At 52.4% G+C, this 14,521-nt stretch carries 13 protein-coding genes; 9 read left to right on the top strand and 4 right to left on the bottom strand.

The features are described 5' to 3' along the window. Positions 1-66: 66 nt before the first annotated feature. From rapZ to ACR9EC_RS03150, 8 genes are all read left to right on the top strand, one after another. Positions 67-1,005, top strand: a complete 939-nt coding sequence (gene rapZ, locus ACR9EC_RS03185; RefSeq protein ID WP_435300075.1) for an RNase adapter RapZ — start codon at positions 67-69, stop codon at positions 1,003-1,005. A gap of 3 nt (positions 1,006-1,008) precedes the next feature. Beyond that, complete coding sequence (locus ACR9EC_RS03180; RefSeq protein ID WP_435300074.1) at positions 1,009-1,962, top strand: gluconeogenesis factor YvcK family protein; 954 nt, start codon at positions 1,009-1,011, stop codon at positions 1,960-1,962. A 39-nt stretch (positions 1,963-2,001) separates the two neighbouring features. Then, positions 2,002-2,982 (top strand): DNA-binding protein WhiA, encoded by a 981-nt coding sequence (whiA, locus tag ACR9EC_RS03175; RefSeq protein ID WP_435300073.1) that lies wholly within the window; start codon positions 2,002-2,004, stop codon positions 2,980-2,982. 423 nt (positions 2,983-3,405) lie between these two features. Then, positions 3,406-4,410, top strand: a complete 1,005-nt coding sequence (gene gap / locus ACR9EC_RS03170; protein ID WP_435300072.1) for a type I glyceraldehyde-3-phosphate dehydrogenase — start codon at positions 3,406-3,408, stop codon at positions 4,408-4,410. A 138-nt stretch (positions 4,411-4,548) separates the two neighbouring features. Further along, on the top strand, positions 4,549-5,748 hold the full coding sequence (locus ACR9EC_RS03165; RefSeq protein WP_435300071.1) for a phosphoglycerate kinase: 1,200 nt from the start codon (positions 4,549-4,551) through the stop codon (positions 5,746-5,748). A gap of 27 nt (positions 5,749-5,775) precedes the next feature. Continuing rightward, complete coding sequence (gene tpiA, locus ACR9EC_RS03160; protein WP_435300070.1) at positions 5,776-6,567, top strand: triose-phosphate isomerase; 792 nt, start codon at positions 5,776-5,778, stop codon at positions 6,565-6,567. A 162-nt stretch (positions 6,568-6,729) separates the two neighbouring features. Then, entirely contained in the window at positions 6,730-6,975 is a 246-nt protein-coding gene (secG, locus tag ACR9EC_RS03155) for a preprotein translocase subunit SecG (protein WP_435300069.1), read from the top strand. 50 nt (positions 6,976-7,025) lie between these two features. Continuing rightward, positions 7,026-7,379, top strand: a complete 354-nt coding sequence (locus ACR9EC_RS03150) for an RNA polymerase-binding protein RbpA (protein ID WP_435300068.1) — start codon at positions 7,026-7,028, stop codon at positions 7,377-7,379. A gap of 67 nt (positions 7,380-7,446) precedes the next feature. Here the strand turns inward: ACR9EC_RS03150 and pgl are convergent, their stop codons facing one another. The 4 genes from pgl to tkt all read right to left on the bottom strand — a co-directional run bounded on the left by pgl (position 7,447) and on the right by tkt (position 13,129). Beyond that, positions 7,447-8,190, bottom strand: a complete 744-nt coding sequence (gene pgl / locus ACR9EC_RS03145) for a 6-phosphogluconolactonase (RefSeq protein ID WP_435300067.1) — start codon at positions 8,188-8,190, stop codon at positions 7,447-7,449. Continuing rightward, positions 8,187-9,110 carry a glucose-6-phosphate dehydrogenase assembly protein OpcA gene (locus tag ACR9EC_RS03140; RefSeq protein ID WP_435300066.1) on the bottom strand — a complete coding sequence of 308 codons (924 nt, stop codon included), beginning with the start codon at positions 9,108-9,110 and terminating at the stop codon, positions 8,187-8,189. Before ACR9EC_RS03140 ends, pgl begins: the two co-directional genes overlap by 4 nt. Positions 9,111-9,137: 27 nt before the next feature. After that, complete coding sequence (zwf, locus tag ACR9EC_RS03135) at positions 9,138-10,694, bottom strand: glucose-6-phosphate dehydrogenase (RefSeq protein ID WP_435300065.1); 1,557 nt, start codon at positions 10,692-10,694, stop codon at positions 9,138-9,140. A gap of 314 nt (positions 10,695-11,008) precedes the next feature. Then, positions 11,009-13,129, bottom strand: coding sequence for a transketolase (gene tkt, locus ACR9EC_RS03130; RefSeq protein WP_435300064.1), 2,121 nt, complete (start codon positions 13,127-13,129; stop codon positions 11,009-11,011). A gap of 446 nt (positions 13,130-13,575) precedes the next feature. On the opposite strand from tkt, the gene ACR9EC_RS03125 reads away from it, so the two are divergent. After that, the gene (locus ACR9EC_RS03125; RefSeq protein WP_435300595.1) at positions 13,576-14,517 is read left to right on the top strand and encodes a heme o synthase; all 942 of its coding nucleotides are present in this window, start codon (positions 13,576-13,578) and stop codon (positions 14,515-14,517) included. The last annotated feature ends 4 nt before the right edge of the window (positions 14,518-14,521 follow it).

Genomic DNA, 14,521 nt, shown 5'->3' with positions numbered 1-14,521 from the left:
GCGTGAAGTGCACATAGGAGAGTGGCGTAGCAGCCGCGGACATTAAATCTTTGGCATGCTTGTTATATGACATCCGAGCTCAACCCACTGACCGTCCCACAAGGAATACCAGCTGTTGACGCTGCAGCGCACACCCCACATGCACAATTCTCAGAAGTGCTTATTGTGACGGGAATGTCTGGTGCGGGAAGATCTAAAGCTGCCGAAATATTAGAAGATCTCGACTGGTATGTGGTCGATAATTTGCCGCCCAAAATGCTTATGCCCTTAGTTGGCATGATGACGCATTCAGGGTCTTCTATTTACCGACTTGCTGCGGTTGTCGACGTACGTGGTCGTGAATTCTTTAACGATTTGTATGCTGTCTTGCAGCATTTCAAACAGTCTCAGGTCTTGTACCGCATCATGTTTTTGGATGCTTCAGATGAGGTTTTGGTGCGACGCTTTGAGCAGGTGCGTCGGCCTCATCCACTGCAAGGAGAGGGCCGCATATTAGATGGCATCGCGGTTGAAAGGTCGTTGCTGGCTGGGCTGCGTGCGAAATCTGATTTTGTTATTGATACAACGTCATTGAATGTTCATGATTTAGCTCGAGAGGTGCGTGCGACTCTTCTTGAAGATAAAAATGAACAACTACGAATTAATGTGGTTTCTTTTGGTTTTAAATATGGGATTCCGTTAGATGCGGATCATGTTGCTGATATGCGTTTTTTGTCGAATCCTTATTGGATCGACGAATTACGTCATTTAACGGGTAGGGACGCGCCTGTTAGTGAATATGTTCTTTCGCTGCCTGGTGCCAAAGATTTTATTGAACGGTATGTCCATGCGTTACGTCCAGTTTTGGACGGGTATCTGCATGAAGAAAAGCGATATGCGACTATAGCGATTGGTTGTACAGGCGGGAAGCACCGTTCTGTTGCCGTGTCTGAGGAGATTGGTGCGAGGTTGCGTGAAGCGGGATATCACGTGACTGTTTCTGCGCGTGATTTAGGTAAGGAATAGTTCATGCAGACGTCTGTTGTGGCGTTGGGGGGCGGTCATGGGCTTGCGGCGTCGTTGTCGGCGTTGCGTTTGATGACTGAACAGCTGACGGCAGTAGTTACTGTGGCTGATGATGGTGGCTCGTCTGGGCGGTTGCGCGATGAGCTGGGGGTGTTACCTCCAGGGGATTTGCGGATGGCTTTGTCTGCGTTGTGTGACGACTCTGAGTGGGGTCGCACGTGGCGTGATGTGTTGCAACACAGGTTTACCTCTACGGGGGATTTAGATAATCATGCGGTGGGGAATCTCCTCATTGTGGCTTTGTGGGAACTTTTAGGGGATTCCGTTGCCGGTTTAGATTGGGTGGGCAAGTTATTAGGTGCGCGTGGCCGCGTGCTTCCGATGGCTTCTGTTCCGCTCTCTATTGAGGCTGACATGAAAGTAGGGGAGGACACGTTTACTGTTCGTGGACAGTCCTTGGTTGCTTCTACTGCTGGCCACGTTGAGCAATTGCGGTTGATTCCGCAGCACCCGCCTGCATGTGATGAGGCTGTTGAGGCGATTCTTGAGGCGGACTGGGTTGTGTTGGGTCCGGGCTCATGGTTTAGCTCAGTTTTACCGCATTTGCTTGTTCCTGATCTAGCAGCTGCATTGCACAGTACGAAGGCGCGCCGTTGTGTCACGCTTAATTTAGGTAGGTCGGCTTCTGAGACTTTGGGCATGGACGCGGCAGATCATCTTGCTGCTTTACGTCGTCATGCGCCTGATCTACACATTGATGCCATATTGGCAGACCCCTCTGCTGTGGACGATACAGAGGCGTTGGTGGCGCAAGCGAAAGCGTGTGGTGCACGAGTTCTGTTTCGGCAAGTTCGCCGTGGTGATGGTACTGCTCGCCATGATGGTTTGCGCTTGGCTGCAGCATATCGTGATGTTTTTGATGATTTCTTGGGAGATGTGGGAACTATCTCGTCGTAAGTGGCAACACGAGATTGCATTAAATGGCAAGATTGCTTCATGGCACTCACGGCTCAAGTTAAAGACGAACTGGCGCGCCTCAAGGTCGAGAAGACTAGCTGCCGCAAGGCGGAGGTCTCTGCGACTCTGCGTTTTGCAGGGGGTCTTCATATAATTTCCGGACGAATCGTTATTGAAGCAGAACTGGATACTGCGGTTGCTGCGAACCGACTTCGTCAAACTATTACTGATGTTTACGGGCACACTAGTGAACTCATTACTGTTTCGGGTGGGGGGCTTCGTAGGGGTGCGCGATATGTTGTTCGTGTTGTAAAAGATGGGGAGTCTTTGGCACGACAGACCGGCCTGTTAGATAGTCGAGGTCGCCCTGTTCGTGGTTTACCACCGCAGATTGTGTCTGCTGGTGTCGCTGAAGCTGAGGCCGCTTGGCGGGGTGCTTTTCTTGCACATGGGTCGTTGACTGAACCTGGGCGTTCTTCGGCTTTAGAGGTCACCTGCCCGGGCCCTGAAGCCGCGTTGGCGCTTGTGGGTGCCGCGCGCCGGTTGGGGATTACCGCGAAAGCCCGTGAAGTACGTGGCGTTGACCGCGTTGTTATTCGTGATGGTGAGGCTATTAGCCAACTCTTGACACGTTTGGGTGCCACAGAGGTTGTGCACGTGTGGGAGGAGCGCAGGCAGCGGCGCGAGGTGCGGGGGACCGCGAATCGTCTTGCGAACTTTGATGACGCTAATTTGCGTCGCTCTGCGCGTGCGGCTGTTGCCGCTGGTGCACGTGTTGAACGTGCGTTTGAAATTTTAGGTGACGAACTTCCTGATCATTTGCGTCAGGCTGGTGAATTGCGGTTGGCACATAAGCAAGCATCATTGGAAGAGTTGGGGCAGCTCGCTGATCCTCCATTGACTAAAGATGCTGTTGCTGGTCGTATTCGGCGCTTGTTGGCGACTGCTGATAAGCGTGCGAAAGAGTTAGGTATTCCGGATACGGAAGCAGGCTTGTCTTCTGATCTGTTGGATTTGTAGTTTTTTATTTGTGTCGAGTGGGGTTGTTCGCAACACGCGAACAACCCCATTTTTTTGTGCCCAGACGTAGTCTTTTCACGCCTTTCTCGCAATAAATCAGACATATTGTCAGTTCAGATCGCATAACGAGATGCCCAAAGTTAGGTAAAAAGCGGGGAAATCTGTAGGGTTTATATGACGCCGACGGCAAAAAAGTGTCTCTGAGGGACCATTGTCCTCACGAAACATTCAAAAACGGTATAGAGTTTTACGTGTCAGATGAACCGCCTCACCTGCTTCGGCAATTAGGCGGAAGACCGGTAAGCGCGAAAGCGTACGTCGATATTCAGCCTGACAATCTCAGCGTACGTCGGCGTACGTACATCGTTCCAAACACTAACCAAGTGTGCGTCGGTGAAACCGACGCGCTCAGAGGAGGGCATTGTGACCATCCGCGTCGGAATCAACGGCTTCGGCCGCATCGGCCGTAACTTCTTCCGCGCAATCCTTGAGTCGGGTGCAGACATCGAGATCGTTGGCGTCAACGACCTCACCGACAACAAGACTCTTGCGCACCTGCTCAAGTACGACTCCGTTCTCGGTGTCCTGAAGCACGAAGTGTCCTACGACGACGAGTCCATCTCAGTAGATGGCAAGAAGATCCGCGCTCTCGCAGAGCGCGACCCAGCAAACCTCCCATGGGGTGAGCTAGGTGCAGACATCGTTATCGAATCCACCGGATTCTTCACCGATGCAACAAAGGCAAAGGCTCACATTGAAGCTGGCGCTAAGAAGGTCATCATCTCTGCTCCAGCATCAAACGAAGACGCAACCTTCGTTATTGGTGTAAACGCTGACCAGTATGACCCAGAGACGCACCACATCATCTCGAACGCTTCATGCACCACCAACTGCCTTGCACCAATGGCAAAGGTTCTTGACGAGAAGTTCGGTATCGTTCGCGGTCTTATGACCACAATTCACGCATACACTGGTGACCAGAACCTGCAGGACGGCCCACACAAGGACCTCCGCCGTGCACGTGCAGCAGCAATCAACATCGTTCCAACTTCGACCGGTGCTGCAAAGGCTGTTTCCCTTGTTCTTCCACAGCTCAAGGGCAAGCTCGACGGATACGCACTTCGCGTTCCAACCCCAACTGGTTCTGCAACCGACCTCACCTTCACCGCTTCCCGCGAGGTAACCGTTGAAGAAGTCAACGCAGCAATCAAGGAAGCAGCTGAAGGCCCACTCAAGGGTGTTCTTGCATACACCGAAGACCCAATCGTTTCTTCGGACATCGTTACCGATGCACACTCCTCGATCTTCGACGCTGGCCTCACCAAGGTTATCGGCGACCAGGTCAAGGTTGTTTCGTGGTACGACAACGAGTGGGGCTACTCATGCCGCCTTGTTGACCTCACCGTACTCGTAGGCGAGAAGCTCTGATTTATTTCATCGCTTAGGCGATACCCGGGTAGATCCCGAAGTTGTACATGAGATCGCCCGCGCGAGTGACCGACTGACAAGGACGTTACTCACGCGGGCGTTCTTATGCCACCACCTGCCACCTGTAGGAGTTTTCACATGAAGAAAATCGAGGACCTCGGCGATCTCCGAGGAAAGCGCGTACTTGTCCGCTCAGACTTTAACGTTCCACTTGATGGTTCAACAATCACGGACGATGGTCGTATTCGTGCCGCTCTACCAACACTTAAAGGTCTTGTAGACGCTGGCGCAAAAGTTGTTATTACCGCGCACCTTGGCCGCCCTAAAGGTACTCCAGATGCCAAGTACTCACTTGCTCCAGTAGCAGTTCGTCTTGAAGAGCTTTTGGGTGCAAAGGTTACTTTGGCGCAGGACACCGTTGGCGAATCAGCGCGCGCTACTGTGAGCGCACTTGCAGATGGCGAAGTTGCTCTGCTTGAAAACATTCGTTTTGATGCTCGTGAAACCTCGAAGGTTGACGACGAGCGTGCCGCGCTTGCCGGTGAACTTGCTGAACTTGCTGATTTCTTTGTCTCTGACGGATTTGGTGTTGTACACCGTAAACAAGCTTCCGTGTACGACGTTGCTAAGGCGCTCCCTTCAGCTGTGGGAACTCTTGTTCTTAAAGAGGTTGAATCCCTGAAGAAGGCAACTGACAGCCCAGCACGCCCATACGCTGTTGTGCTTGGTGGTTCAAAGGTTTCGGACAAGCTTGGTGTTATTGGAAACCTTCTTGGCAAGGCAGACCGTCTCCTTATCGGTGGTGGAATGCTCTTTACGTTCCTTGCAGCAAAGGGCTACTCGGTAGGTAACTCCCTACTTGAAGAAGACCAAATTGAGACGGTTAAGGGTTACCTAGAAACCGCAGAGAAGAACGGTGTTGAAATTGTTCTTCCAGTAGACATTGTTGTCGCTCCAGAATTTAAAGCAGATGCTCCAGCAACTGTTGTCGCAGCTGACGCTATCCCAGAGGGACAGATGGGCCTCGACATTGGTCCAGAATCACAAAAACTCTTTGCTGAGAAACTAAGCGACGCAAAGACTATTGTGTGGAACGGTCCAGCAGGTGTGTTCGAATTTGACGCATTCGCTGGTGGAACACGTGCAGTAGCACAGGGAATCATCGACGCCACAGCACAAGGTGCTTTCTCCGTCGTTGGTGGTGGAGATTCTGCTGCTGCAGTGCGTATCCTTGGTTTCGACGAGGCTGGTTTCAGCCACATCTCAACTGGTGGTGGCGCAAGCCTAGAGTTCCTTGAAGGTAAGGAACTTCCAGGTATCGCGGTACTCGACGCCTGAGTTTAGATCAACAAGAAGGTAGATAACGTGGCAAACGCACGTACCCCGCTTATCGCGGGAAACTGGAAGATGAACCTCGACCACAACGAGGCAATCCACACTGTTCAGAAGCTCGCTTGGGCTTTGAAAGACGCAGGACACGACTACTCGGCTGTTGAAGCTACCGTACTCGTTCCATTCACTGACCTTCGTTCAGTACAAACCCTTGTGGACTCCGACAAGCTCGAATTGTCATACGGTGCTCAAGACGTTTCCGCTCAGGTTTCTGGCGCATACACTGGCGAGATCTCACCAGTGTTCTTGGCGAAACTTGGCGTAAAGTATGTGGCAATCGGACACTCTGAGCGTCGCCAATACCACGGTGAAGATGACGCTTTGGTGAACGCAAAGTCGAAGAACGCTTTGGCTCACGGACTTGTTCCAGTCGTATGCGTTGGTGAGCCACTTGAGGTTCGTAAAGCTGGCGAGCAGGTTCCTTTCACTTTGGCACAGGTTGATGGTGCTTTTGAGGGAATCTCTGCTGAAGACGCTGCACAGGTTGTCGTAGCATACGAGCCAGTATGGGCTATTGGTACTGGTGAAGTTGCTACCCCAGCAGACGCACAAGAGGTTGCTGCAGCTATCCGTGTACGTCTTGCAGAATTGTACTCAGCAGACGTAGCAGACGCTGTTCGCGTGTTGTACGGTGGCTCGGTTAAGTCTTCTTCCATCGTTGAATTGATGGCTGAGGAAGACGTTGACGGTGCTCTCGTTGGTGGCGCAAGCCTTGACCCAGAAGAGTTCGCAAAGATTGTGAACTTCCAGGGCGCACAAGCATAATCACAGCAGTGGTAGATGAGCCCACCGGCTAGTTGCGGCTAGCCGGTGGGCAATCTGGCATTAGCAGTGTGTTATCGACTAATCTAAACCTCGGTACCTTTTACGCCGATAGACATGTGTCAGGAATTATTTCTGGCAACCAAACTAGAGGAATGACTACTCGTGGATATTCTACGTATCACTCTTGAAGTGCTTCTTGTGCTGACGAGCATTTTCTTAATCCTGCTCATTTTGATGCACAAAGGTAAGGGCGGTGGCTTGTCTGACATGTTTGGTGGTGGTGTTTCCACATCGATTGGTAACGCAGGTAACGCACAATCTAACTTGAACAAGATCACTGTTGGTTTTGCGATTGTATGGTTTGTGTCTATTGTTTTGCTTGGTCTTATTCAAAAGGTTGCTGGCTAAGAATTCAGCACAATTTTGGCCCAGCGTTGGGCAGGTAGGGACTACACACAATGGTCAATGTTAGCGCTGTTCGTGGTTCTCGGCTTGGTTCGGTTTCTTTAGGGGAAACGGATTATGGTGAGCGTGCCCCGCGTTTCTTTGTCTCATATTGGTGTTTGAACGGCCATGAAGTACGCCCAAGTTTTTCTGCCGCGGCTGTAGATGAGGACATTCCTGACGAGTGGGAATGCCCGAAGTGTGGGTTTCCTGCAGGACAGGATCCAGCTAATCCGCCTGCACCGTCTCGAGTGGAACCTTATAAAACGCATCTTGCGTATGTTAAGGAGCGTCGCTCGGATGTAGAAGCGCGTGAGATTCTTGATGAGGCTTTGCACGCTTTGCGGTCTCGACGAGGCAGAAAATAATGCTATAAACCTAAAAATGGGTGGTTACACAACAAACACGTTGTGTAGCCACCCATTTTTGTGTGTTTTACTGCATGCCTGCGGCTGTTGTGTCTACTAGCCATAGGGTTCGGTTTGTTCCGTGTGCGGCAGCGACGGGTGCTTGCTCGCGAGGCAGCTCAGCGAGGCCGGATGTGACGGCTTCGGCTTTTTCTGCGCCTGCAGCAATAACCCATACTTCGTCTGCGCTTTGTATGACGTCGAAGGTTAATGAGATGCGGAGTGCAGGAGGTTTAGGGGAGTCATGTACTGCGATGGCTCGCTTACCGGATGCTTGCGCGTCAGGATGGTTGGGGAATAGTGACGCAACGTGTGCGTCTGGCCCCATACCTAACAGGATCAGATCAAAGGCAGGAATACCTGAACCGTCGTATGCGAATCGTGCGAGTTCTGCACTGTACAGTTCTGCTGCTGCATCGACTGTGAGGTCCTCTTGTGCGCGAGGCATGTAGTGGATGTTGGCTTCAGGCAGCGATGTTAACGAGTCAAGGAGTGCGTGACGGGCTTGAACTTCGTTACGGTCAAGGTCGCCTTCAGGTAAGAATCGTTCGTCTCCCCACCACAGGTGCACTCCTCTCCAATCAACTGCATCTTTAATAGGGGAAGCTGCGACTGCTGCGAGGGTGGCGATACCGACGGTGCCGCCGGTTAATGCCACGTGGATGGGGCTGGACACGGATTGGCGGTCCAGCAGGAATGTGATGAGTCGTGCCGCGACTGCTTGAGCTAGGGTGTGCGCATCGGGGTGCACAACGATGAGACGTTCACTCATGATGTTACTTTCACTAGAGGTAAACCGTGTTCGAGTACTTCGGTGTAGTACACGTCAGGGTGCAGACGGCGCATTTCCTCAGCGAGGCAGTCTTCGAGGCTGCGAATGGGGAGGTTGAGGTGCTGGTCTGGCATGTTTGGCTGTTTCAGGGTGGCGCGTTTTCCATCAGGTCGAGAAAATTCGATGAGTCCGCTGTTGCGGTGTAGTGCGACACGGGTGAGTCCTTGTGCGCCATCGATTCCTTTAATGGTGACAGGAACGTTGAGGGCGTTGGCGAGCCACGCGCCAATTAAATCGAGGGAAGGATGGTGTTCGTCGCCTTCGATGTCGACTGCTGTTACTGGGTCGAATGGGGGCTGGTCGAGTGCGGTTGCGATGAGCCCGCGCCATAGGGTGGCCCGCGTCCACGCTAGGTCAACGTCACCTGGTTTGTGGTTGTCTCGTAGCACCCGAATGTTGTGTTCTGGGTCGGTTGAGTTCACTGAATCTGTGAGGCGGGTTTGTGCCATCGTGCCGATCGGCTCCCGTGAGGGGATTTCGGGTACGATGCTTGGCCACCATGCCACTATGGGTGCGTCGGGGAGCAGCAACGGCATAACGAGGGTGTCAGTGTGTTTGACGAGGTCTGTGGCGGCAGTCAGGACGATGACTTCGCTGGCTCCTGCGTCTCCACCAACACGGATTTGTGCGTTGAGTTCGCGTGAGGTGCTGTCTCCTGTGTCGGTGACAACGATAACCCGGCACGGGTGTTCGCTGGAGGCAGCGTTTGCGGCTTCAATGGAGGATTCAATTTCGTGTGGTTGTGCAAGTATGACGAGGTTAAGCACTCGGCTTAACGCGACTTGTCCGCCTTCTTCACGTACCTTAACGAGTTTTCTGGCGACTTTACTTGCAGTGGTGTCAGGAATATCGATGATCATGTGGCGTCAGTTCCTTTACGCAGCTACTTATGGACGGCGCCAGACGCGGCCGTCGCGTTCCAGCATGAGGTCGGCAGAGTGTGGTCCCCACGTACCGGCACGGTAAACGTCAGGTTTTCCGTGCTGTGCCCAGAATTCGGTGATTGGGTCCAAAATTTTCCACGAAAGTTCAACTTCTTCGTGTCGTGGGAAGAGTGGTGGGTCTCCGAGCAGTACGTCGAGGATGAGGCGTTCGTATGCTTCGGGGGAGGACTGGGTGAATGCGTGACCGTAACCAAAGTCCATGGTGACGTCACGGATTTCCATGGCTGTACCCGGTACTTTTGCACCTAACCGCAAGGTCACACCTTCGTCGGGTTGCACTCGAATAACGAGCGCATTTTGGCCCAGTTCTGTGGTGGAAGTTGTTTCAAAGGGTAGGTGGGGTGCTTTTTTGAAGACGATAGCGATTTCGGTGACTCGTCGGCCTAAGCGTTTTCCTGCGCGTAGGTAGAACGGTACGCCTGCCCACCGCCGGTTTTCTATGTCAACGCGGATGGCTGCAAACGTTTCAGTGACAGAGTCTGCGGGGATGCCGTCTTCTTCGAAGAAGCCTTTAACTTCTTCTCCGCCTTGCCAGCCGGCTTGGTATTGTCCGCGTGCAGTGTGCTCATCGATGTTTTCTGGGACGCGAACTGCAGAGAGAACCTTAATTTTTTCTGCAATGAGGTCATCGGCTGCGAATGAGGCCGGTTCTTCCATGGCAGTGAGGGCAAGTAATTGCAGGAGGTGGTTTTGGATGACGTCGCGTGCTGCACCGATGCCGTCGTAGTAGCCGGCACGGGAACCGATACCAATGTCTTCAGCCATGGTGATTTGGACGTGGTCAACGTAGTGGGAATTCCACAGCGGCTCATACATTTGGTTAGCGAACCGTAATGCAAGAATGTTTTGCACGGTTTCTTTACCGAGATAGTGGTCGATCCTAAATACTGACTCGGGTGGGAACACTTCAGAGACAACGTCGTTGAGTTCTTGCGCTGACTGCAGGTTGTGCCCGAAAGGCTTCTCGATAACAACACGACGCCAAGCACCCTCTTGTGACGTTGACAGCCCAGAATTAGCAAGCTGTTTACATACCAGCGGGAATGCGCTTGGCGGAACTGACAGGTAAAAGGCATGGTTGCCGCCCGTGCCACGGTGTGCGTCAAGGTCTTGCACTGTTTGGCTTAATCGAGCAAACGCTTCAGGGTCGTTAAACGTGCCCTGAACGAACCGGATACCTGCAGACAGTTCAGCCCACACTGACTCACGGAAAGCAGTACGCGCATGCTCCTGCACGGCAGTACGACAATAGTCAGCAAAATCTGCGTCAGACCAGTCACGTCGACCAAACCCCGTCAACGCGAAACTAGGCGGCAGTAGGCCACGATTCGCAAGATCATACACAGCCGGGATGAGTTTCTTGCGTGCAAGGTCACCGGTAACACCAAAAATGACCAGACCGCTGGGTCCAGCAATGCGGGGCAAACGAATGTCCCGTGGGTCACGCAGCGGATTAGTGTGATTCACGTGTGTCGTTGAAGGCACGTTAATAGTCACCATTCTTGAGTCGAAAGTCGCCTCGATACCGTGCAGATGAAGAGGACGAGGTTGCGGGCATACCGTGATCTTCTGAGTTTATAGCGTCGAGTGTGCTCATCGGCTAAGTAGCCGCTATGTGGCCACCTCTAATACACATTCCCACACCGCAAAACGGCTTTTTTACGCCACACACACCACAACCCGTGTATGCGCAGGTGACACATCTGACACAAAGACGAAGCCCTACACGGACAGGCGCACATAACAAAGGTGGGTGAGGTTCACCGAAGAACCCCACCCACCTATAAGCACAACCGTGCAGTACTACTTACGCGCTACTGCTTGCTTGCTGCAAGAGAAGAATGCGCTGCAGCAACAACTGCCTCAGTGGTGAACCCAAACTCTTTGAACAAAGTGTTCGCATCAGCTGACGCACCATAATGCTCAATTGAGATGCTGCGTCCAGCGTCGCCAACAAACTCACGCCATCCCAAAGCAAGACCAGCTTCAACAGACACGCGAGCCTTCACAGCGGTAGGAAGCACCGATTCACGGTATTCCTCAGACTGAGCCAAGAACCATTCCACGCACGGCATGGACACAACACGAGCCTGAATGCCCTGTGAAGCAAGTTCCGCACGCGCAGATACAGCCAACTGAACCTCAGAACCCGTCGCAATCAACACAACATCAGGGGTTCCCTCAGCATCGATGAGCGTGTATCCACCACGAGAAACAAAACTCGCAGAAGCAAACTCTGTCGCCGTAGCTGCACCGTTTGAACGAGGGAACGTAGGAATGTTCTGCCTCGTCAAAATGATTCCAGCAGGCTTAGCAGTCTCCTCAAGAATGGTCTTCCACGCATACGACACCTCATTTGCGTCACCTGGACGAACAACATCAAGACCAGGGATTCCACGCAACGATGCAAGGTGCTCAATCGGCTGGTGCGTTGGGCCATCCTCACCAACACCAATAGAGTCATGCGTCCACACAAAAATAGACGGAATTTCCATCAACGCAGCAAGACGAACAGAGGGGCGCATGTAGTCAGAGAACACCAAGAACGTGCCGCCATAAGCGCGTGTGCCGCCGTGCAGCACAATACCGTTGAGGATCGCACCCATCGCATGCTCACGAATACCAAAGTGCAACGTACGACCGTACTTGTTGCCCTTCCACATTCCAGTTGAATGGTGCTCAGGCAAGAACGAAGGCTCACCAGCCATAGTGGTGTTATTTGATCCAGCAAGGTCAGCAGACCCGCCCCACAACTCAGGCAACACCGGAGCAAGAGCAGACAAAACCTTACCCGAAGCAGCACGCGTAGCTAACGCGACGCCCTCTTCAAAGACCGGAAGCACACTATCCCAACCCTCAGGAAGCTCCCGACGCGTAATACGCTCCAACAAAGCAGCATTCTCAGGATGAGCCACCTGCCATGCAGCAAACGCAGCATCCCACGCAGCACGCTCAGTAGACTGACGCTCCGCAACAGCACGGGTGTAAGCAAGCACATCGTCATCGATCGCAAACGACTGCTCAGGATCAAGACCCAAAGCAACCTTCAGCCCGGCAACCTCTTCAGCACCCAAAGCCGAACCATGGATACCACCAGTGTTCTGCTTCTTAGGCGAAGGCCACCCAATAATAGTGCGCAAAGCAATAATCGACGGCTTATCAGTCACCGCATTCGCAGCAGCAATCGCAGCATGCAACTCTTCAACGTTCTCACCATAAACGGTGCCGTCATTCGTCCAGTCAACACGCTGCACATGCCAGCCGTACGCCTCATAGCGCTTCAGAACATCCTCAGAGTAAGAGACATCAGTGTCATCCTCAATGGAAATGTGGTTCTGATCGTAAATAACAACCAAGTTGCCAAGCTCTTGGTGGCCAGCAAGCGAGGACGCCTCAGAAGTAACACCCTCCTGCAAGTCGCCATCACCAGCAATGACATACACGTTGTGGTCAAACACAGACTCGCCATCAGCAGTCTCAGGATCAAAAAGACCACGCTCACGACGAGCAGCCATTGCCATACCAACAGCAGATGCTAAACCAGAACCAAGCGGCCCAGTAGTAATCTCAACACCCTTAGTATGACCAAACTCAGGGTGGCCAGGAGTCTGCGAACCCCACGTACGAAGAGCCGCAATGTCCTCCATTTCCAAACCATAACCAGCCAAGAACAACTGCAAATAAATCGTCAACGACGAATGCCCAGCAGAAAGCACAAAACGGTCACGACCAACCCAGTCAGGGTTGCTCGGATCATGACGCATAACCTTCTGGAACAACAAATACGCCGCAGGAGCAAGAGATATTGCAGTACCTGGGTGACCGTTTCCAACTTTTTCAACAGCGTCAGCAGCAAGAGCCTTAATCGACTTAACTGCCCGCTCGTCGAGCTCAGACCAACTAAAGGGCTGTGTGGCGGGGGTGAGTGCGTTCACCGATCCTCATTTCTTCCGAGTGCAGGCCGGAATCTTTGTGGGTGAGCCAGTCACGACGTACAAGCGCGAGGGGCATCCATAACCCCAACAGAATAACAAATCTGATTTTATTCAGATGGTGCGGTCACTCTGTGACAAGACATCGTTGGCTATTTATGACTATCAAACAGTCACACCCTAGTTTACCGACCAAAAACAACCCCCAATGGGCCCTGTATGTAGGACTTTCGACCAATGTCACATTTATAAACAGAGGCTAAACAGCCACAAGACACTAATATGAAAAGAACAAGTATCTTGACTTCGAACCCATACGCGCTCCCACGCCACCACAGCCAAGGGCGCACATGAACCCAAGTCATAGCGCAAGCATTCGGAACGGAAACCTGAGACGCGTGCAGAACTCACACTCGCAATCCGCAACACCACTCTCAGAAGGTGTCGCAATCACTGCAACGACGCAGACACACTCCAACGAGTCTGTCTCCACACTCACCGCAGTACGACACAAAATAAGCGCCTACATAGCGCTCACAAAACCACGAGTAATCGAACTCCTACTCGTCACCACCTTCCCCTCCATGATCCTCGCTCAAGGCGGACTCCCAGACCTCCTCCTCGTACTCAAAACAATGATCGGTGGAGCGCTCGCGGCCGGTGCTGCTGGAGTGCTGAACTGCTACATTGACCGCGACATCGACAAGGTCATGAACCGTACGAAGCGTCGTCCTCTCGTTACAGGTGAGGTCTCACCGCGTGAGGCGTTGATATTTGGATGGGTTCTTACTGTTATTTCGCTTGCATGGTTTGCGCTTTTGATTAACTGGCAATCTGCGGTGTTGACTGCTGGTGCCATTGCTATTTACGTCGTCGGATACACAATCATTTTGAAGCGCCGCACAGCACAAAACATTGTGTGGGGTGGCTTGGCTGGCTGTATGCCAGTATTCATCGGATGGTCAGCAGTAACTGAGTCACTGTCGTGGGGCGCTGTCATGCTGTTCTTGGTTATTTTCTTCTGGACACCACCTCACTACTGGCCGCTGTCGATGAAGTTTAAGCGTGATTACGCTAATGCGGGCGTTCCAATGCTGCCTGTTGTCGCTGATGACAAGCGAGTAGCAGTTCAAATGATCCTGTACACAATAGCGATGATTGCAAGCTCACTTGGTGTGTACGTGTTTGAGCACGAAAAAATGACTTTCGTCTACCCGATCGTGGCTTTAGCTTTGGGTGCGTGGTTCTTGTTCTCTTGTATTCAAATGTATCGACGTGCCGCTTCAGGTAAAACCAACAAAATTGGTGAGATGAAAGTCTTCCACGGCTCAATCACATATCTCACGCTGCTTTTCGTTATGGTTGCAGTCGACGTTTTCTTGCCCTTGTAAACTA

This window comes from Timonella sp. A28 (assembly GCF_051200815.1).
Classification (GTDB): Bacteria; Actinomycetota; Actinomycetes; order Actinomycetales; family Cellulomonadaceae; genus Timonella.
Note: the sequence above shows the minus strand (reverse complement) of the source record. Positions and strands in the feature narration are given on the sequence as shown.

Bases quoted from the DNA above. Each gene is read 5' to 3' on its own strand.
- ACR9EC_RS03150 (WP_435300068.1), top strand. From the start codon at position 7,026: ATGGTCAATGTTAGCGCTGTTCGTGGTTCTCGGCTTGGTTCGGTTTCT.
- ACR9EC_RS03140 (WP_435300066.1), bottom strand. From the start codon at position 9,110: ATGATCATCGATATTCCTGACACCACTGCAAGTAAAGTCGCCAGAAAA.
- ACR9EC_RS03180 (WP_435300074.1), top strand. From the start codon at position 1,009: ATGCAGACGTCTGTTGTGGCGTTGGGGGGCGGTCATGGGCTTGCGGCG.
- whiA (WP_435300073.1), top strand. From the start codon at position 2,002: ATGGCACTCACGGCTCAAGTTAAAGACGAACTGGCGCGCCTCAAGGTC.
- pgl (WP_435300067.1), bottom strand. From the start codon at position 8,190: ATGAGTGAACGTCTCATCGTTGTGCACCCCGATGCGCACACCCTAGCT.
- rapZ (WP_435300075.1), top strand. From the start codon at position 67: ATGACATCCGAGCTCAACCCACTGACCGTCCCACAAGGAATACCAGCT.
- zwf (WP_435300065.1), bottom strand. From the start codon at position 10,694: ATGGTGACTATTAACGTGCCTTCAACGACACACGTGAATCACACTAAT.
- ACR9EC_RS03165 (WP_435300071.1), top strand. From the start codon at position 4,549: ATGAAGAAAATCGAGGACCTCGGCGATCTCCGAGGAAAGCGCGTACTT.